This window comes from Campylobacter concisus (genome assembly GCF_003048445.1).
Classification (GTDB): Bacteria; Campylobacterota; Campylobacteria; order Campylobacterales; family Campylobacteraceae; genus Campylobacter_A; species Campylobacter_A concisus_BF.
Map to the genome: position 1 here is coordinate 209,247 of NZ_PIQW01000001.1, position 18,982 is coordinate 228,228.

The 18,982-nt window shown below is 40.8% G+C and carries 20 protein-coding genes; all 20 read left to right on the forward strand.

Features of this window, described 5'->3' with window-relative positions; all coding sequences use genetic code 11:
* The 20 genes from CVT14_RS01140 to nuoK all read left to right on the forward strand — a co-directional run bounded on the left by CVT14_RS01140 (position 1) and on the right by nuoK (position 18,979).
* Positions 1-1,182, forward strand: coding sequence for a glutathionylspermidine synthase family protein (locus tag CVT14_RS01140; protein ID WP_107849480.1), 1,182 nt, complete (start codon positions 1-3; stop codon positions 1,180-1,182).
* Positions 1,183-1,184: 2 nt separating this feature from the next.
* Positions 1,185-2,120 carry a D-2-hydroxyacid dehydrogenase gene (locus CVT14_RS01145; RefSeq protein WP_107849481.1) on the forward strand — a complete coding sequence of 312 codons (936 nt, stop codon included), beginning with the start codon at positions 1,185-1,187 and terminating at the stop codon, positions 2,118-2,120.
* On the forward strand, positions 2,120-2,878 hold the full coding sequence (locus tag CVT14_RS01150; protein ID WP_021089461.1) for a hypothetical protein: 759 nt from the start codon (positions 2,120-2,122) through the stop codon (positions 2,876-2,878). The genes CVT14_RS01145 and CVT14_RS01150 overlap by 1 nt, the downstream gene beginning before the upstream one ends.
* Positions 2,879-2,894: 16 nt before the next feature.
* Entirely contained in the window at positions 2,895-3,392 is a 498-nt protein-coding gene (locus tag CVT14_RS01155; RefSeq protein ID WP_021089472.1) for a YajQ family cyclic di-GMP-binding protein, read from the forward strand.
* Positions 3,393-3,662: 270 nt separating this feature from the next.
* Positions 3,663-4,454, forward strand: coding sequence for a DUF2314 domain-containing protein (locus CVT14_RS01160; protein WP_021089487.1), 792 nt, complete (start codon positions 3,663-3,665; stop codon positions 4,452-4,454).
* Between the two features lie 51 nt (positions 4,455-4,505).
* Positions 4,506-5,798, forward strand: a complete 1,293-nt coding sequence (locus CVT14_RS01165; RefSeq protein ID WP_021089481.1) for a hypothetical protein — start codon at positions 4,506-4,508, stop codon at positions 5,796-5,798.
* Between the two features lie 3 nt (positions 5,799-5,801).
* A complete protein-coding gene (locus CVT14_RS01170) occupies positions 5,802-7,118 on the forward strand; it encodes a hypothetical protein (protein WP_021089476.1) in 1,317 nt (438 codons plus the stop codon).
* A gap of 190 nt (positions 7,119-7,308) precedes the next feature.
* On the forward strand, positions 7,309-8,673 hold the full coding sequence (locus CVT14_RS01175; protein WP_021089448.1) for a coproporphyrinogen III oxidase family protein: 1,365 nt from the start codon (positions 7,309-7,311) through the stop codon (positions 8,671-8,673).
* On the forward strand, positions 8,673-10,307 hold the full coding sequence (locus tag CVT14_RS01180; RefSeq protein ID WP_107849482.1) for a multidrug ABC transporter permease/ATP-binding protein: 1,635 nt from the start codon (positions 8,673-8,675) through the stop codon (positions 10,305-10,307). Before CVT14_RS01175 ends, CVT14_RS01180 begins: the two co-directional genes overlap by 1 nt.
* 107 nt (positions 10,308-10,414) lie before the next feature.
* A complete protein-coding gene (locus CVT14_RS01185; RefSeq protein ID WP_012001119.1) occupies positions 10,415-10,804 on the forward strand; it encodes an NAD(P)H-quinone oxidoreductase subunit 3 in 390 nt (129 codons plus the stop codon).
* Positions 10,786-11,298 (forward strand): NuoB/complex I 20 kDa subunit family protein, encoded by a 513-nt coding sequence (locus tag CVT14_RS01190; protein ID WP_012001120.1) that lies wholly within the window; start codon positions 10,786-10,788, stop codon positions 11,296-11,298. The genes CVT14_RS01185 and CVT14_RS01190 overlap by 19 nt, the downstream gene beginning before the upstream one ends.
* On the forward strand, positions 11,295-12,059 hold the full coding sequence (locus tag CVT14_RS01195; RefSeq protein WP_103603159.1) for an NADH-quinone oxidoreductase subunit C: 765 nt from the start codon (positions 11,295-11,297) through the stop codon (positions 12,057-12,059). The genes CVT14_RS01190 and CVT14_RS01195 overlap by 4 nt, the downstream gene beginning before the upstream one ends.
* Positions 12,056-13,285: an NADH dehydrogenase (quinone) subunit D gene (nuoD, locus tag CVT14_RS01200; protein ID WP_107849483.1), complete on the forward strand. Its 1,230-nt coding sequence runs from the start codon at positions 12,056-12,058 to the stop codon at positions 13,283-13,285. The genes CVT14_RS01195 and nuoD overlap by 4 nt, the downstream gene beginning before the upstream one ends.
* The gene (locus tag CVT14_RS01205; RefSeq protein WP_021088253.1) at positions 13,282-13,512 is read left to right on the forward strand and encodes an NADH-ubiquinone oxidoreductase subunit E family protein; all 231 of its coding nucleotides are present in this window, start codon (positions 13,282-13,284) and stop codon (positions 13,510-13,512) included. The genes nuoD and CVT14_RS01205 overlap by 4 nt, the downstream gene beginning before the upstream one ends.
* The gene (locus CVT14_RS01210) at positions 13,509-14,219 is read left to right on the forward strand and encodes a hypothetical protein (RefSeq protein WP_107849484.1); all 711 of its coding nucleotides are present in this window, start codon (positions 13,509-13,511) and stop codon (positions 14,217-14,219) included. The genes CVT14_RS01205 and CVT14_RS01210 overlap by 4 nt, the downstream gene beginning before the upstream one ends.
* Complete coding sequence (locus CVT14_RS01215) at positions 14,216-16,516, forward strand: NADH-quinone oxidoreductase subunit G (RefSeq protein WP_107849485.1); 2,301 nt, start codon at positions 14,216-14,218, stop codon at positions 16,514-16,516. The genes CVT14_RS01210 and CVT14_RS01215 overlap by 4 nt, the downstream gene beginning before the upstream one ends.
* Positions 16,509-17,504: an NADH-quinone oxidoreductase subunit NuoH gene (nuoH, locus tag CVT14_RS01220; protein ID WP_004318044.1), complete on the forward strand. Its 996-nt coding sequence runs from the start codon at positions 16,509-16,511 to the stop codon at positions 17,502-17,504. Before CVT14_RS01215 ends, nuoH begins: the two co-directional genes overlap by 8 nt.
* 8 nt (positions 17,505-17,512) lie before the next feature.
* Complete coding sequence (nuoI, locus tag CVT14_RS01225; RefSeq protein ID WP_107849486.1) at positions 17,513-18,151, forward strand: NADH-quinone oxidoreductase subunit NuoI; 639 nt, start codon at positions 17,513-17,515, stop codon at positions 18,149-18,151.
* On the forward strand, positions 18,144-18,680 hold the full coding sequence (locus CVT14_RS01230; protein ID WP_107849487.1) for an NADH-quinone oxidoreductase subunit J: 537 nt from the start codon (positions 18,144-18,146) through the stop codon (positions 18,678-18,680). Before nuoI ends, CVT14_RS01230 begins: the two co-directional genes overlap by 8 nt.
* Positions 18,677-18,979 (forward strand): NADH-quinone oxidoreductase subunit NuoK, encoded by a 303-nt coding sequence (nuoK, locus tag CVT14_RS01235; RefSeq protein ID WP_004317991.1) that lies wholly within the window; start codon positions 18,677-18,679, stop codon positions 18,977-18,979. The genes CVT14_RS01230 and nuoK overlap by 4 nt, the downstream gene beginning before the upstream one ends.
* Positions 18,980-18,982 lie beyond the last annotated feature (3 nt).

Below are 18,982 nucleotides of genomic sequence, written 5' to 3' on the forward strand. Positions count from 1 at the left end.
ATGATAAATTTAAAAAAGATAGAACCATTAAACAACGAATTTATGGAAAAAATCGGCTTTGCATGGCATACAGATAACGACAACAGCTCGTATATCGCAGATGAGATCGTGCAAGTAAGCGAAAAAGAGGCAAATGCCTACTACGAGGCGGCAAACGAGCTATATGATATGTATGTAAATGCCGCTCAGCACGTGATCGACAACAACCTTTTTCACGAGATAGGCATACCATTTAACCTTGTCGATATCATAAAAAATAGCTGGGAAAATGACGTTCATTGGCACCTTTACGGCAGGTTTGACCTAGCTGGAGGGCTTGATGGTAAGCCTATAAAGCTCATTGAGTTTAACGCCGATACGCCAACGGCAGTCTTTGAGACGGCGATCATCCAGTGGGCTATGCTAAAGCTAAATCACATGGACGAGGCTGCCCAGTTTAACGACCTTTACGAGTCGCTAAAGCAAAATTTCAAACGTCTCATCACGCTTGGCGACGAGGATGCGGACTTTGACGATCTTTACGAGGGCTGGGGGATACTCTTTAGCAGCATCGCAGGCAGTATCGAGGATGAGCAGACCGTAAAACTACTGCAATACATCGCAAAAGAGGCTGGCTTTAAAACAGACTTTGCCTACGTTGATGAGGTCGTTTTTAACGATGACGAGGGCATTTTTAAAGGCGATGCAAATTTCGAGTATTGGTTCAAGCTGGTCCCTTGGGAGAGCATAGCGATCGATGAGGGCGAGCTGGCTCTCATACTTTCAAACATCGTCAAAAATCAAAAAGCTATCATCATAAATCCAGCCTACACGCTGCTTTTCCAAAGCAAAGGGATCTTAAAAATCCTTTGGGATCTTTATCCTAATCACCCGCTCTTGCTTGAAACCTCAAATGAGCCACTAAAAGGCAAAAAATATGTGAAAAAGCCGGTATTTGGTAGAGAAGGTGCAAACGTCTCGATATACGATGAAAACGGCGCACAAATAGCAAGCAATGATGGCGAATACGACTCAAACAAAGCCATCTATCAAGAATTTTACGAGTTTAATCAAGATGAGAGGGGCGAGAGCTATCAAGCAGGGGTATTTTACGCTTATGAGGCGTGCGCGCTTGGATATAGAAAGGGCGGCAAAATTTTAGATAACTACTCTAAATTTGTAGGACATTTCATTAAGGATTAAAGATGAAGATCGTTTGTTTAGACGCAGCAACACTTGGAGAAAACGTAGATCTTAGTGTTTTTAAGAAATTTGGCGAGTTTATCAGCTACCAAAAAACTAAAAGCGATGAGGTCGTGCCTCGTCTAAAGGGCGTTGATGTGGTCATCACAAACAAGGTCATCATCGACAAAGCCGTGATGGACGCGACAAATTTAAAGCTCATCTGCATAAGCGCAACTGGGATGAATAATGTCGATCTTGAGCATGCAAAAGCTAAAAATATAGCCGTTAAAAACGTCGCTGGCTACTCAACCGCAAGCGTCGTGCAGCACACATTTGCCTTGCTTTTTGAGCTAACAAATCGCATCAAATTTTATGATCGCTACGTAAAAAGTGGCGAGTGGGTGAAGAGCGAAATTCTCACCTATCTTGGCGCAGATATCAGCGAGATCGCTGGCAAAGAATTTGGCATCATCGGACTTGGCGAGATAGGACGCGGCGTGGCGGCAGCGGCACGTGCATTTGGCGCAAACGTGAGCTACTACTCGACAAGTGGAGCAAATAAAAATAGCGAGTTTGCGCAAAAAAGCCTATATGAGCTACTAAGAAGCAGCGACATCATCAGCATCCACGCACCGCTAAATGAAAAGACTAGAAATTTACTGGGCACAAACGAGATAAATTTGCTAAAAGATGATGCGATAGTGTTAAATTTAGGGCGTGGCGGCATAGTGGATGAAGTAGCGATGGCAAGGGCGATAGATGAGAGAAATTTACGCTTTGGCACCGACGTTTTAGAAAGCGAGCCAATGAGCAAAAATAGCCCATTTTTAAATGTAAAAAACAAAGAAAATTTACTCATCACGCCGCACGTAGCATGGGGCAGCTTGGAGGCTAGAAAGACGCTCATCGCAAAGATCGTCGCAAACATCGAAAATTTCATAAATGAGAGCAGATAATGGGCTATGATATAAGCTATCACGCCATTAGCGAAGATGAAATTTCAAAGTGGTATTTTGAGGCACTTGAGCTTGCAAGGGCTGGTAAATTTGACAAGGTTTTAGCACTTGCTAGCAAGGCTGGCGTAGAGGAATTTTACGCGCAAAAGTACAAAGATACACTAAGCGCTGCGTTACAGTATGAAGACGATGAAATTTTTAACAAAACTCACGGCTTTTGTATCGCTGTCACGCAAGGTTTTTTTAGAAAGTATTTCTACACTCGTGGCACATCGCTAAGCTCTTTGGCGCGGCAAAATGAGAAATTTAAAAACTACGTCAGCAACTGGCGAGAAATTTTACCAAGCGATTTTTTGGATAAATTTAGTGGTGAAATTTATAATGAGATCACCGAAAACTACTGTTGTGGCGCTTATGTAAACGCTAAAAACGTAGCTAAACTAAAGGCTGACTATGAAGCAGGTGGTGAGATAAAAGATGCGATTGATGGCTTTTACGCTCAAAATTTACCTGCATTTTTAGATGCGCTAAACTACGCATGCGAGCTAGAAATAGGTCTGCTCGAGGCCACTGAGGTCGTGGAGCCAAATCCACTTGATCTAAACAAATCAAGCTCATATTCAAACCTCTTTAACTGCGATACAAAGGGAGCTATCATCTACGCACAGACTGCTGTGCAGCAGATTAGAGAGGCAGTAGAGCAAGAAGAGACTGGCAAAAAGTCGATTTTTGAGAAGATCAAAGGGCTATTTAAATAAATTTGAAAGGATAAAAATGGCAACCGAACATAGCTTTGATATAAGTGCCGAGGTCGATATGATGGAGGTTAAAAACGCTCTTGAGACGGCTAAAAAAGAGATCGCTGCGAGGTATGATTTTAAGGGGCTTGCGGCTGAGGTAGAGCTAAATGAAAAAGAGAAATTTATAACGCTTCTTAGCTCAAGCGATAACAAAATCGACGCGCTAAAAGACATCGTCATCTCAAAGCTCATCAAGCGCAACATCCCGCCAGTAGCGATCACAGAGACAAAAAGAGAGCCAGCGAGCGGTGGAAATTTAAAGGCTACGCTAAAGCTAAACGACACGCTTGACGGCGAAAACTCAAAAAAGATAACCAAAGCGATCAAAGACTCAAAGATCAAGGTGAGCGCGCAGATCAGGGGCGAAGAGATCAGAGTGACAAGCAAAAGCATAGACGATCTGCAGGAGTGTATAAAGCTCGTTAGGGGGTTAAATTTAGAGCTTCCGATAAGCTTTAAAAACCTAAAATAGCGCACATTTTCGCTTCATTATGCGTTGTTGATTCAAATTTTTGCTCGGTCATTACCCGCTCGGTAACTCCCATCACAAAAATTTAAATCGCCTAGCCTAATTTTGCGAAAAAGACGCTTGATTTTCATGTTTAAATTTGGTAAGTTGCTTGGATAAATTTGTGAAATTTTACATGGTTTTTATATCTAAAATTTGGCGTATTCGTGGGTGAAATTTCGCCTTATCGTTTTATTTAAATTTGATCTATCTAAATTCTAAAAAGGAGTAAAAATGGGCTTTTTTGAAAAAATTCTTGGTAAGCAAATAGACCTTGGCGAGCAGATGCCGATCTATTTTGTAAGTAGCGACGAAGACTACATGCAGCGCGCATTTGAGCAAGCCAGAGAGAGCTTTAAGTATTTTTGGCGTGAGCTTTACTGGGAGCGCCGCAGGATCGCGCCTATGCTTGATTATGCGATGGTAAAAATTTGCTTTTTAGACGTCATAAACGGCGAAGAGGTGGGCGAGCACATGTGGGTAAATGATGTTGAATTTGACGGCGAGACGATATATGGCACGCTCGTAAATGAGCCAGATAGCGTGCAAAACGTCAAAGTTGGCGATCAAATAAGCGCAAAATTTACCGATATGAGCGACTGGCTCTTTGCGATAGATGGACGTGCTTATGGCGGATTTAGCGTGCAGGCGATGCGCTCACGCATGCAAAAAGATGAGCTAGCCGAGCATGATGCGGCTTGGGGGCTTGATTTTGGCGATTTTAAAGATATTTTGGTGGTTTTCGAGCAAAAAGAGCATCCAGAAAATTTGATAGAGCATCCGATGAGCAAAAATATGCGCGGCCAGGTGGAGCAGTATATAAAAGCGCATCCAAGCATGGTCGCAGACACCGACGAGCTTGGTTTTACGCAGCTTCACCATGAGGCACTTGCTGGGAATTTAACGATCGTAAATCTCTTGCTAGAAAACGGCGCTAGCAAAAACGCCCGCACAAAAAGTGGCAAAACTGCAGCCGAACTTGCTAAGCAAATAGGCTGGAGCGAAATCGCAAAGGTGCTTGGATAGTTAAATTTGTAAATTTTAATAGGCGTTTTAAATAAAAAAAGGTTTTGAAATATGAAAAGCTTTGAGAGATTAGTTGAAGATAAAAATAGAGTTATTAAAGATTGCGACAATTTTATTAAAGAACTCAAAGACATTTCATTGCAAACTAGTGGTATTTCAACTTTAATTAAGTTACTTTCAGAGAAGAAAGAAAAATACTTAGAATTAAAGTATGATAATTATAAAGAATCAACACTATCCGTAGAGAATCTTGATGAAAAAATTTATAGGCAAATTGTTATATTAGAAAAACAAGGTATTCCTGAAAGTAATACCACAAAAAAACAATCATTGGATAGATTTTTTATAGAGTATAAAGATCAACAAAAGTTAAAATTTATTATAGAAAAATTTAACTTTATAAAAAATCACTATAAAAGCATAATAACATTTTTGGGATTGACTCCTTTTATAATATATTTTGTGCTTAACAAAAATATAGGTTATATTCCGATGCTTGAAAGTGGCGATATTTTTTCACTTTTAGTTTCGCTAGCTTTAGCGGGCCTTAGTTTACTATTTATATTATATATTATGCCGATAATACAAATAGGTATTATTTTTTGTATGCGAGATATTAAAGGTATCTTGTCAGTTTTTCTTTTTTCGATATTTTTATCGGTATTATTAATTATTTTGATACTAAAAGACATTAGTTGGGTTTCAAAAAATTCAGAATTATGTTTTATTGTTTTTTATGCTATTGATGTTCTTGTTATATACATTGGTTTGTGTGTTAAAACAGAAAGTCATAAATTAATGATTTTTAAAACTGAGCAGTTTTGGCTACTAGCTCTTCATGGTTTTATATCTATATTTAGCCCATTTGTAATATTTTTATCGATTTATATCAGAGTAAGTAATGATTCTATAGAGAGTATAGTTATAGCTTTTATACTATTGGCAATAATATTACTTATTTTTCTAGTGTTAGAAAAAAATTTGTATTATTTTAGGTTTTGGTTTTATGCTTTTATTGCTATTAATTTTATATTGCTTTGCCTAATAAATGACAAAGTTATCCAAATTTCTGATCTTGGAAATATTAAATACAAATATTTAAGTATTGAAAAAAGCATAAAAGAGACTTTACCGGTAGAAATTTGCAACAAAGATTGCAATGTCAGCAAGACATATTATAATGAAAAAGAAGCAGATAATATCATAAAAATTTATAATATTAAAGCACTTTCAACCCTTGGAAAATTTTATTATTTGGAAGCAGATAATAACACAACAGATAAAAAAGTAAAATTCAAACTTGATGCTAGTAAAATTACACCAGGTCCTATATTAGAAAGGTAAAATTTGAGCTATCAAGACATTTTAGATGAAAAAGATGAGAGCGTAAAAGAGGCTAGTAAATTTATAAATTTCATTAAGGCTAGATTTTTAAACTCTCATATCATAGGCAGCAAACAAGGTAGGCTAATAGCACTTTTAGAAAGCGAATGCGAGCTTTATTTAAAGCTAAATAGGACAAATTACACTGAAATTTCAAAGGAGTTAAAGGAGCTAAAAGAGCGAATTTGCTTCGTGATCTTAGATATAAAAGATGAGATCACAAAGGATTTTGAAGACAAAAACTATGAAATTTATAAAGACGTAGCAAATAGCGACGAGGAGCGCCTTGAAAAGATAAAAAATGAGCTGCTTTTTAATTCGTATTTTGAGAGCCGTCTTGGCGAGCACTCGGCAAATTTAAAGGCAAATTTCATAAAAGAGTGCGCTACAAATTTCTTTAAGCACTCAAATTTCATCGTCCCAGTCGTCAGCATGCTTTGCTACTTTTTGTATTTTGGCTTTGAGATCGGCTATTTTCCGAGTTTAGATAGCTCAGAGATGATATTTACAGGCATCTTACTATTTTGTGCGACCGCGATCGTGACGGCTTTTGAGATCGCTATCTTGGTCTTTGTCTCCTACCTTTACCAAAATGACGATAAAAAATATAAATTTAAAAAGCCGAAATTTCTATTTTTTTATAGCTCAAATTTCATCTATTTTTTAACGCTCATCTCATTTGCTATTTTAGCCTTTGCAGCATTCAAGCTAAACTACAGCTGGGGTGCCATTTTATCGCTACTTTTGCTCTCTTATACTGGGGTAAATTTGGCAGTTTTCTTTAAAGATAGATCAAATTTCATCATCTATCTTTTGTCATTTCTCATGCTTTTGCTCTTTATCATTTCGGTTGTCGTCTTAAAAGATGGCGGATTTTTGGCACTTTGGATACTCTTTTGCTCGTTTATGCTCTCTTTTGTGCTAGGCGTTGCTAGCATCAAAGAGACAAAGGATTTTTCATTTGTTTTTTACGCTGCGCTTTTGCTTATGATCGTTTCAAACTCGCTTTTGTTTATCAAATACACAGCAAAAACCTTTAACATAGGCGATGTGGATTATAAATTTTTGCTTGTAGATAAAAGTGCGTTAAAAGCGCTACCTAGCTCACTTTGCGAGACAAAAGGCAAAGAGCAAACGCCTTGCGAGATAGATGAAAAGGCGGTTAAAATTTATGACGTGAAGTCACTTTGCAATATCGGTAAATTTTACTACTTGCAGACAAAAGATGGAGTGAAATTTGAGCTTGACTCAAGCAAGGTCATTTCAAGGGTAAAAGAGTAAGTAGGTTAAGCTTAAATTTATAGAGCAAAAGCGAGCTAGATATGTAAAAATCGCAGGTTTATAAAAATAGAAAATTTAAAAAATGATTGCATTTTTTACTCAAAATTTACGTTAATGCAAGGCTAAATTTATTAAAATTTGGCTATCCTAATGGATTAAATTAAAACTAACTTATTTAAGGCGATTAATTATGATTTTTAAAAATATTGTTGAGAGTTTTGCTGTAAATTACGCTCATAATTCTATACAAAAATCGCTATATAACGAATTTAACATAGACATTTTAAACACGACTTATACCAAAACTCCAAAAAAAGACAAAAAATATATGCTCTACGCGCACGTGCCATTTTGTCACACATTTTGCCCGTATTGCTCGTTTCACAAGTACCACTACGAGCAGGAGCTTGCGAAAATTTACTTTGAAAATTTACGCGAGGAGATGAGGCAGATAAAAGAGGCTGGCTTTGACTTTACATCGCTTTATGTGGGCGGTGGTACGACGCTTATAAACGAGCCAGAGCTTGAAAAGACGCTAAAACTCGCAAAAGATCTCTTTAGCATAGAGGACATCTCAGCAGAGAGCGACCCAAATCACATCTCACCAGAGAGTTTAAGCCGTTTCTATGGGCTCATCAACCGCTTAAGCGTAGGCGTGCAAAGCTTTGATGATGAGACTTTAAAAAGGGTTGGCAGATATGAGAAATTTGGCTCAGCTAAAGAGACAAAAAGAAAGCTTGAGCAGGCTATCGGCAAGATACCAGTCATCAGCCTAGATCTCATCTTTAACCTACCAAATCAAACAAAAGAGCAGCTAATAAACGACATAAACACTGCAAAATCGATCTCTCCACAGCAAATCACCTTCTATCCGCTAATGAAATCAGAGCTAACAAGAGAGAACATCGCTCGCGCACTTGGCGTCTCAAACGTCGATAATGAGCGCGAATTTTACAAGATCATCGTGAGTGAATTTGCTAAGGGCGGATATAGACAAAGCAACGCTTGGGCATTTTCAAATGAAAAAAGCGCAGACCTTCGCGACGAATATGTAGGCTCAAATTTAGAGTACGTGGGCGTTGGTAGTGGCGCATTTAGCTTCTTAAACGGCGAGCTTGTGATAAATGCCTTTAACCTACTTGACTACGGCAGAAAGGTCAAAGAAAGACAAAGCCCAGTCATCGCAAAATGCGCATTTAGCAAAAAAGAGAGACTAAAATATACATTTTTAACAAGGCTTTTTGACGGTGCTGTTGATATCAAAGCCTACAATGAGCAAAACAACGCAAACATCAACAAAGACCTATTTGTCGAGCTTAGCTTGCTAAAACTAGTAAATGCGATCTACGAAGAAAATGGCGTTATCAAGCCAACATTTTTTGGCAAATACATCTGCGTCGTGCTCATGCGTGACTTCTACGCTGGCATGGACAAGGTGCGCGCGATATTTAAGGATGACGCGAAGATCAAACGCAGCAAAGTGCTTCACATCATGAGTGAAAATACCGAGCAAAAATTTGATCAAAACATCATCCAGCCACGTGCTGCCATGTAATGCTTGCGAATTTAATAAAAAGCAATCTTCTTTCAATAATCAAAATAGTGATCCTGACGCTCGCCTTTAGTGGGCTTGGCGTCTGGACGCTCTCTTTTATAAACAACGAACTTGTAAATTTAAAAGAATTTAACGCTCCTTTGGCGGTTAAATTTATAGTTGTTTTGCTCCTCTTTTTTCTAAGTGCCATTGCTGCAAACATCTCACTTACAAATTTTGGGCATAAATTTATCTACGAGCTTAGATATCAAAGCGTAAAGCAAATTTTAGACACGCCAAATAGCGTGATAAACGAGATCGGCAAGGCAAAGATCATAGCAAGTCTAAACAACGACATAAAAACGATCACATTTGCCTTTATGAGCGCTACTGGCTTCATACAAAGCCTAGTTTTCATCATTTGTGCTAGCATCTATCTTTGCGTGATCGCGCCAAAAGTTTTTATATTTCTAGCCGTTTGGATCGGTGCGACACTTTTTATAAACACGCTTTTTATGAAGAAAATTCACTTCTATTTTAAAGACTCAAGGACGCAAGATGACGCGCTGCAAAGGCACTACGACGACATCGTTGAGGGACACAGAGAGCTTAGTCTAAACAGAGCAAGAGCTCAAATTTGCTTTGACGAGCTAAATTTAACTGGCGACAAGAAGCGCCAAAGCATGGTAAAGGCTGACGTATTTCACGCACTAAGTGATAATTTCACAAATGTAATGCTTCTTGGCGCGGTCGGTCTTTGCGTATTTTTGTGCGTGGCATTTGGCTGGGCGAGCCTGCAAACAGCACTTAGCATAAGCCTTACGATACTCTTTTTAAGAGGCTCATTTATGAGCATGGTTGGCTCCATACCGGCCGCACTTAGCGCAAAGGTGAGCTTAGAGAAGATCATGAACTTAAATTTAAATGAATTTAAAGAAGGCTTTAAATTTGACGATAGCCTAAGCGATGAGTGGCAAAGCATCAGGCTAAAAGATATAAATTTCAACTACGACCACGGCAAATTTAGCCTAAATGATGTAAATTTAGAGATCAAACGCGGCGAGATAACATTTATCATCGGTAAAAATGGCAGCGGCAAAAGCACGCTTATAAACATTCTTTGCGGACTTATCCGCCCAAGCAGCGGCGAAATTTACCTTGATAGCACAAAGATAGATGAGGCAAATTTACAAAGCTACCAAGCAAAGATAAGCGCTATTTTTGCTGATTTTTATCTATTTTCACAGACACTCTCGCATGATGGTTTTGCCAGCCAAAGTGATATAGATGAGCTTTTAGCCATGCTTGAGATCGACAAAAAGGTAAGTGTCATTGATAATAAGCTTAGCACTACGCAGCTCTCAACTGGTCAGAGAAAGCGCCTAAGCCTGCTAATAGCCATATTAGAGCGCCGCTCTATCCTTATCCTCGATGAGTGGGCGGCCGATCAAGACCCATTATTTAAGCGTAAATTTTACAAAGAAATTTTGCCGTTTTTACAAAGCAAAGGCATAAGCGTCATCGCCGTAAGCCACGATGATAGCTACTTTGACGTGGCAACTAGGATCATTTTAGTAAAAGATGGCTTTGTGCGCGAGCTTGATGAGGCTGAGCGCATAAGTGCTGCAAAAGACGCCGTTGAGAAGATAAAATAAGAGTATTTTTTACACAAAAAGAGATTTGAGTGCGCTACTCTTGAGCTATTTCAAGATCAAATAAATTTAAATTTAGTAGAATTTTGAAAAATTAAAAAAGGCGAAGTATGTCACACTCAGAGCTTGACAGCACCTATCTTGGCGCTTTTATCATACTTTTGTTAGCTACTTGTTCGTTTAGCTTGATAACATTTTTATCTTCAAAAATAAGCAAAAAGCTAGCCAATCGCAACACCGAGCGCCTAAAAGTGGGCTTTTACGAGTGCGGACCGACAACCGTAAAACAGCCAAATAAGATAAATATCCACTACTTTTTTTATGGAATTTTATTTATTTTATTTGACGTTGAGGTCATTTTTATGTATCCGTGGGCGGTGGATTTTAGGCTGCTTGGGCTATTTGGGCTCATCGAGATGTTGCTTTTTGTAGCGATCTTACTCATCGGCTTTGCCTACGCTTGGCAAAAAGGAGTCTTTAAATGGCAAAGCATCAGATAAACTACGCTGCAAATGGCGGTCTGCCAGTAGTTTTAACAACCGTTGATAAGCTCGTGCAGTGGGGCAGGAGCAACTCGCTTTGGGCGCTTAGCTACGGGCTTGCATGCTGTGCGATCGAGATGATGGCAAGTGGCGCTAGCAGATATGACTTTGATAGATTTGGCACTATTTTTCGTGCTAGTCCAAGGCACTCAGAGGTGATGATCATAGCTGGCACGTTAACTAAAAAGCACGCTGAATTTACAAGGCGCCTTTACGATCAGATGCCTGAGCCAAAGTGGGTCATCTCGATGGGTAGCTGCGCAAACACTGGAGGCATGTTTAACACCTACTCAACCGTTCAAGGTGTCGATCGCATAATACCTGTTGATATCTACATCCCAGGCTGTGCCCCGCGCCCAGAGACGCTTCAGTACGCACTTATGATGCTTCAAAAAAAGATAAGAAAGCAAAGTGCATTTAGGGCGCAAAAGCCAAGAAAGCTTGAAATATGAGAGAATATAAGCCAAAAAACGACCTGCAAAAAAAGCAGTACTACAGCGAGAAATTTTATATCGCCAAGCAGACGCCAAAAGAAGCAGCAAGTGGCTCTAAATTTGACGAAGAGCTCGCGGTTTTAGAGCGAAGCGGAGTGCAAATTTTATCTAGCTACGTGGAGTTTGACCAACTTGTTCTCTACGTAAATTCTAGTGAAAATTTTAAAGCACTTGAAGCGTTAAAAGGCTTTGGCTACGAGCAGCTTTGTGAGCTTGCTGCGGTTGATTATATAGCTCAAAAAGGCGGATACGAGGTATTTTATCAGCTTTTAAGTGTTAGCAAAAATAGGCGCACGCGAGTAAAGTGCTTTGTAAAAAAGGACGAAATACTAAAAAGCGTCTGCGAGCTTTATAAAAGCGCAAACTGGGCTGAGCGCGAGATGTATGATCTAAGCGGTGTTCTAATCAAAGATCATCCAAATTTAAAGCGTCTTATAATGCCTGATGACTGGCACTCGCACCCGCTTTTAAAAAGCTATCCGCTAGTTGGCGACGAGGCTGCTAAATGGTACGAGGTGGATAAAATTTTTGGACGTGAGTTTAGAGAGCAGATCGGCGAAGAGAACCGCGACCCAGCCTTTGTGGATGAGAAAGATACCTTTGGATTTTCAAGAGTGTTTGATGAAAATGAAGAGTACGAGTATCAAGAAGAAGGCGGCGTGAGATTTGTCAAAAAGGCTAAATTTAACCAAAGCCAGATAGTAAAGGAAAGACCTTGAGCCAGGCACCAAACCGCTTAAAACCATTTTTTGAAAATTTAGAATTTGAGCAAAATGACGGCAAGATGATACTAAATTTTGGCCCGCAGCACCCAAGCGCACATGGCCAGCTAAAACTCGTGCTTGAGCTTGACGGAGAAAAGGTCGTGCGCGCTATGCCAGAGGTTGGCTTTATGCACCGTGGCGTTGAAAAGATGGCTGAAAATATGACCTATCAGGAATTTATCCCAGTAACTGACAGGGTCGATTACATCGCATCGAGTGCGAATAACTACGCATTTTGCGCGGCCGTGGAGAAGCTTTGCGCCATAGAAGTGCCTCGCCGTGCGCAGATCATTAGAGTGATGCTTTTGGAGCTAAACCGCATCAGCTCGCACCTTTTATTTTTAGCTACGCACGCCCTTGACGTGGGGGCTATGAGCGTCTTTTTATACGCATTTAGAGAGCGCGAATATGTCCTTGATCTCATAGAAAAATACTGCGGCGCAAGGCTAACGCATAGCTCCATAAGGATCGGTGGCGTGCCGCTTGATCTGCCTGATGGCTGGTGCGAGGAGCTGCTTAAATTTTGCGAGAAATTTCCAAGCGACATCACGCTTTACGAAGATCTGCTAAGTGAAAATAGAATTTGGCAAGCAAGGCTAATAGATGTGGGCGTAGTTAGCAAAGAGCTAGCCCTTAGTAGCGGCTGCTCTGGCGTCATGCTAAGAGCAAGTGGCATCGCGCACGACATCAGAAAAGAAGAGCCATATCTCATCTACGACGAGCTAGAATTTGACGTGCCTTACGCCACCAAGGGCGACTGCTACGCAAGATATCTACTTTATATGAAAGAGATGCGCGAGTGCGTGAAAATTTTAAAGCAGTGCGTTAGCAAGTATCAGACAAGTAGCCCCGCTATCATCGCCGACGCACCAGAGTTTGTTAGCGCCTCAAAAGAGCAGATAATGAGCCAAAACTACTCTTTGATGCAGCATTTTGTGCTGATAACTCAGGGGCTAAAGCCACCAAAGGGCGAAATTTACTTTGCTAGCGAGTCGCCAAAGGGCGAGCTTGGAATTTATATAAACTCAGACGGCAGCGCAAGCCCGTACCGCTTAAAAATTCGCACGCCAAGCTTTTGGCACTGCGCTATTTATGAAGATATGCTAGTTGGGCAGTACGTGGCAGATGTGGCTGCAATAATTGGCAGCACAAATATCATCTTAGGCGAGGTTGATAGATGAGAAGGGTCGATCTTAGGCATCTAAAGGGCGAGTTTTTAAGCGCTCTTGGACAGCAGATAAAGGCTAGCGAGCCAGGCGAAGTGGTGATATTTTTGTTTGAGATAGGAGATTACAGCGGCGTAACAAAGGCCGTAAATTTGGCTTATAACCTAAACTGCGAGGTGATGAACTCGCTTAAATTTAACCAAGTTGATTGGGCATTAACGATAAAAAAGGGCAAGATATGAAATTTAATGATCTAGTAGCAGGCAAGAGCCTAAGTATCGCAAATTTACTAAGTTTGAGCGACAAAAATTTAGCAAAAAAGATAAAAGAGCACGAGTTTAAATACATCTCATGCTTTGAAGATAACGAGCTTGGCAGTAAAAATTTGATCCGCTGCGAGATAGGATCGATAAGCTACGTCTTGGCGCTTCTTTGCAAGTATGCAAATTTGGTGCAAAATGAGTTTTTCGAGGAGCTTGATGATGGGCTGATAAGTGGCGAGTGCAATGTGGGAGAGGAGGAGTTTGAGGAGCTTGGCGAGTGGATAAAGGACGTTAAAAACGTGATCATCGATGACTCGTTATTTACTCATCCAGATAAAGATGCGATCTTTTGGCTACTTGAAATTTTAGGTAAAAATGTCGTCTTAGCAGGCGGCGAAGTGAGAGAATTTGCAGTAGGCGGCGAAGTTGGCGAACTAAGAGAGCTTGATAATTTTGACGGAGCGGTCGTCTATCTAAACAAAAACGCAAGCGATGAGATCGTGGGCGGCGTGCAGTTTGGCATCGTGGCAAAGGCAAAGGATGGCGAAACATTAAATTTAAAGGCAAAAGACTTTAATGTGAGCGCTAAATTTAGGCTTGATCGAGCGCTAAAAGGCACGGTTGCCCTGCTTGGCGCAAAAAATTTTGATGGATATGTATTTAAACAAGTAGTAGTTAGCAAATGAAAATCACCATAAACGATCAAATTTTAGAGGCAAACGAGGGCGAGAGCATCCTAAACATCGCAAGGTCAAATGGCATCTACATCCCTGCGCTTTGCTACCTTAGTGGCTGTTCGCCAACGCTTGCTTGCAGGCTTTGCATGGTCGAGGCAAACGGCAAAGTGGTCTATAGCTGCAACGCCAAAGCCAAAGAGGATATGCAAATTTACACAAACACGCCTGAGATAGCTGCTGAGCGAAATGCGATCATGCAGACCTACTGCGTCAATCACCCCCTTCAATGCGGTGTTTGCGACAAAAGTGGCGAGTGTGAATTGCAAAATTTAACAACGCATTTAAATGTAAATGAGCAAAGTTTTGCCATTACTGACACGCACAAACCGCACAAAAAATGGGGGCTAATAAACTACGACCCAGCCCTTTGCGTGGTCTGCGAGAGGTGCGTGACGGTTTGCAAAGATAAGATCGGCGAGAGCGCGCTAAAAACGGTGCCAAGGGGCGTTGAGGTGCCAAAAGAGCTAAAAGAGAGCATGCCAAAAGATGCCTACGCCGTCTTTAGTAAGATGCAAAAGAGCCTAATTGGTTCAAGTGTGGGCGAAAATTTGGACTGCTCATTTTGCGGCGAGTGTATCAGCGTCTGCCCTGTTGGCGCACTTGTTAGCTCAAATTTCCAGTATAGCTCAAATATCTGGGAGCTAAGCCGCGTCCCAGCGGCAAATCCGCACCAAAGCGACTGCGAGCTCATTTTTTATGACGTAAAAGAGAAAAGCACTAGCGATAGAAGCAAGCAAATTTATCGTGTCAGCAACGACTTTCACTTTGGTGAGATCAGCGGTGCAGCAAGGTTTGCTTACGACTTTCACAACGAAAATGCCCGCAAAAATGAGACGAAATTTAACGAGCTCATCTCAAATTTAAAAAACGGCAACATAAAAAATATAAAATTTAATAGCTTCATAACAAACGAGGAGGCGCTTATTTTGGAGCGCTTGAGAGAGAAATTTGATCTAAATTTATTAAACGATGAGGCTTTTAAATTTCAAAATTTCTTAAATATTTTTAGCGAATTTAGTGGTCTTAGCTCATATAATGCAGACTATGAGAGCCTAAAAAATAGCGACTTTATCATCTCTGCTGGTAGCTTCTTGCGCCACGAGAGCCCAGTTACAAGCTATAAGCTAAATAACGCTCTTAAGATGAATAAAGCTAGTGGAATTTACTTTCATCACATCGCTGATGAGGTGGTGAAGAAATTTTCAAAGAATTTCACCTGTGTGAGCTATGAGGCTGGGGATTTGGAGCAAATTTTACTCTTTGTGCTTAAAAACTGGGGTGAAAATTTACCAGCAGCACTTCAGGCAAGAGTTGAAAAATTTGATGAAAACTTTGGCTTAGAAGTGGCAACTCTTAGCGAGGGTAAGGCTAAATTTATGCTCATTTTAGGTAGCGACTTTTACGCTCATGAAAATGCAAATTTACTTGCAGCTCTTGCTGGAGTGATCGCAAAAGCTACGCCTTTTGCTGTGATGCTCATACCGCCTCGCACAAACTCGCTTGGCGTGGCTAAAATTTGCACGCTTTCATACGAGAAAAAGCCTGGCAAGACGCTAGGATACAACGAAATGGGCGAGTTTAAATTTAGCATTTTTGAGGGCGATCTTGACGCTGGTGCGCTAAATCAGCAAGAGGGCACATTTACAAGTATAAATAACGAAGTAGTGCCGACAAATGCGGCTTTAGCTCATAATGGCTACTTCTTAAACGATATCGCAAATGCGCTTGGACTGGTGGCTAAAAATACGATTGATTATACAGCACAGCTACCAAAGGAGAAGGGCTATAAGGGCGTTAAATTTGATAATTTAGAAAATTTTTACGCAAATGACGGCACAAGCCACAGAGGCTACAAGCTTGAAATTTCAAATTTCACGCCAAAAGAGGACATAGAGCCACTTTTTAAAGAGCAAAATGGGCTAAATTTAAAAGAGGACGAAGTGCTAATAAGCCTTGCAAATCCTATAAATCTGCCTTCATTTTTTGCAAACTATGCCAGCCAGACAGCTAAACGCGCAGTGCTTTACGCAAGTAGCGAGTTTATGGCTAAATTTGAAATTTCACAAAATGAAGCGGTTATTTTAGAAAAAAATGGGCAAAAGCTTGCCATTTGCGTGGAGCTTGATAGCGAGCTAGGAGGCGTGGCAGCCTATCTTGGCGACTACGATGATAAGCTTGATGTAAGCGCCATTTTTGAGGGCAAGAGTTACGCAAGCGTAAAAATAATAAAGGCAGAGAATGAGTGAAATGCTATTTTTTGTGATAACAACTATTGTTAAAGCAGTCGTCATCTTGGCCGTCATGGCTAGCCTTGCAGGGCTTGCGACTTATGCTGAAAGAAAGGTGCTAGCCTACATGCAGCGCCGTGTGGGGCCTGATATGGTGGGGCCTGCTGGCGTGCTTCAGATCGTGGCTGACATGATAAAGCTCTTTACAAAAGAGGACATCGTGCCAGCAAATGCAAATAAATTTATCTTTCTAATAGCCCCTCTCATCTCTGCTATCGCGGCATTTGCAGCGCTTGCGCCCGTGCCATTTTTGCCAGAGTTTGAGGTTTTTGGGCATACGATTAGACCGATACTTGCAGATATAAACGTGGGCGTTTTGTATATCGCTGGCGTGGCAGCGGTTTGCGTCTTTTCGCCACTTGCAGCAGGCCTTGCAAGCTACAATAAATTTGCACTAATCAGCGCCGCTCGCGCAGTTGTAGCGCTTCTTAGCTTCGAAGTGGTCGCTGGCATGGCACTTTTAAGCGTTGTCATGGTGACTAGCTCGCTCTCACTAGTTGATATAAACAACTACCAAAAAGGCATCTTTAACTGGCTCATCTTCAAGCAGCCCCTTGCTTTCGTGCTTTTTGTGATGGCAAGCTTTGTGGAGTGCAACAGAACGCCATTTTGTCTAACAGAAAACGAGACTGAGATCGTAGCAGGTTACGGCACCGAGTATAGCGGCATGAGATGGGCGATGTTTTTTATCGGCGAATACACCAACATGATCGCAGCAAGTATCATCATCACGCTTTTATTTTTGGGCGGTTTTAATGAGTTTTTATTTATCCCAGGCGCTTTGATGATCATCTTAAAATCAAGCCTAGTCTTTTTCTTTTTTCTTTGGACGAGGGCGTCGTGGCCGCATCTAAGGGTCGATCAGCTTAGCATGCTTTGCTGGAAAATTTTACTTCCGCTTGGCATCTTAAATGTCGTAATCACCGGCTTTGCACTACTTATCTAAGGCGTAAAATGAGCGAGAAAAGATATATTTTGATAGACGAAAAGATAGAGCCAAAAGGGGCATTTGATAAATTTAAGCACTTCATCGCCGCTACTTTTAAGCTTGATCTTTTGGTGGGGCTAAAGATCACGCTAAAGCAGATGCTATTTAGCAAGTCGCACACCCTAAAATACCCTATGCAAAAGATGCAGCTAAACGCCAGATATAGGGGAATTCATAGACTTTTAAAATTTGTTGAAAGCGAAAATGAGCGCTGCATAGGCTGTGGATTATGTGAGAAAATTTGCGTTAGCAACTGCATCTCGATGAAGACCTCACTTGGCGATGATGGCCGCAAAAAGGTCGCAAGCTATACGATAAATTTAAGCAGGTGCGTCTATTGCGGATTTTGCGCTGATGTCTGTCCTGAGCTTGCCATAGTTTGCGGGCAAGAGTACGAGGTCGCAAGTGAAAACAAAATCCTCTTTGGCACAAAGGCTGAGTTTTTAACAGATGATAAATTTTTAAAAGATCAAGCTGAGTTTGAGGGCTATGGCGCACTACCTAAAAATGCTAATAGCCTAGTAAAAAAGACGCCAAATGCGCTTACAAATGAAGATAAGGCAGAAACGATGGATATAAATTTAAAAGGGTCAAGCGATGTATGAGAGCTTTGCATTTTATCTTTTTAGCGCCCTTATATTAGTTAGTTTTTCTTTTAGTGTGCTTTGTAAAAACGCCCTAAATGCAGTCTCTGCGCTAGCTGCTGGCATGGTTTTTATATCAGCTATATTTTTCTTGCTTGGGGCTGAGTTTTTAGGTGTGGTGCAAATCGTCGTCTATACAGGCGCGGTGGTCGTTTTATACGCATTTGCGATGATGTTTTTTGACACCAGCAAGGAGTGCGAGCCAAAAAGTGGCAAAAAAGCAAAGATCATCGTCTATCTTTTAAGCAGCTTCATAGCGCTTCTTTTGATATTTATCTTTTTAGCGCCGATTTATAGAGCTAAGCAAGAGGTGGTAAATTCTACCCTCGCTAATCTTGGCAACATCGAAGCGGTTGGAATTTTACTCTTTAGCAAGTATCTGCTAGCCTTTGAGATGTGCGCTATCATGCTACTTGTAGCGATGGTGGCTGGCATCATCTTGATACACAAAGACCTAGACGCGCAAAGCAAATTTGAGGAGATGCTATGATAGGCCTTACTCACTACCTCATCCTAGCAAGTCTGGTCTTTGTCATAGGGCTAGTTGGCATAATGAGAAGAAGAAATTTGATAATGCTATTTTTCTCAAGCGAAATTTTACTAAACTCAGCAAACATCGCGCTTGCAGCTATCTCAAAATACTACTTTGACCTAACTGGGCAGATCATCGCTTTTTTCATAGTAGCTATCGCCGCTAGCGAGGTCGCTGTGGGACTTGGACTGCTTGTGCTTTGGTATAAAAAGACTGGCAGCATCAGTTTAGATTCAATGACAAATATGAAAGGCTAAGAG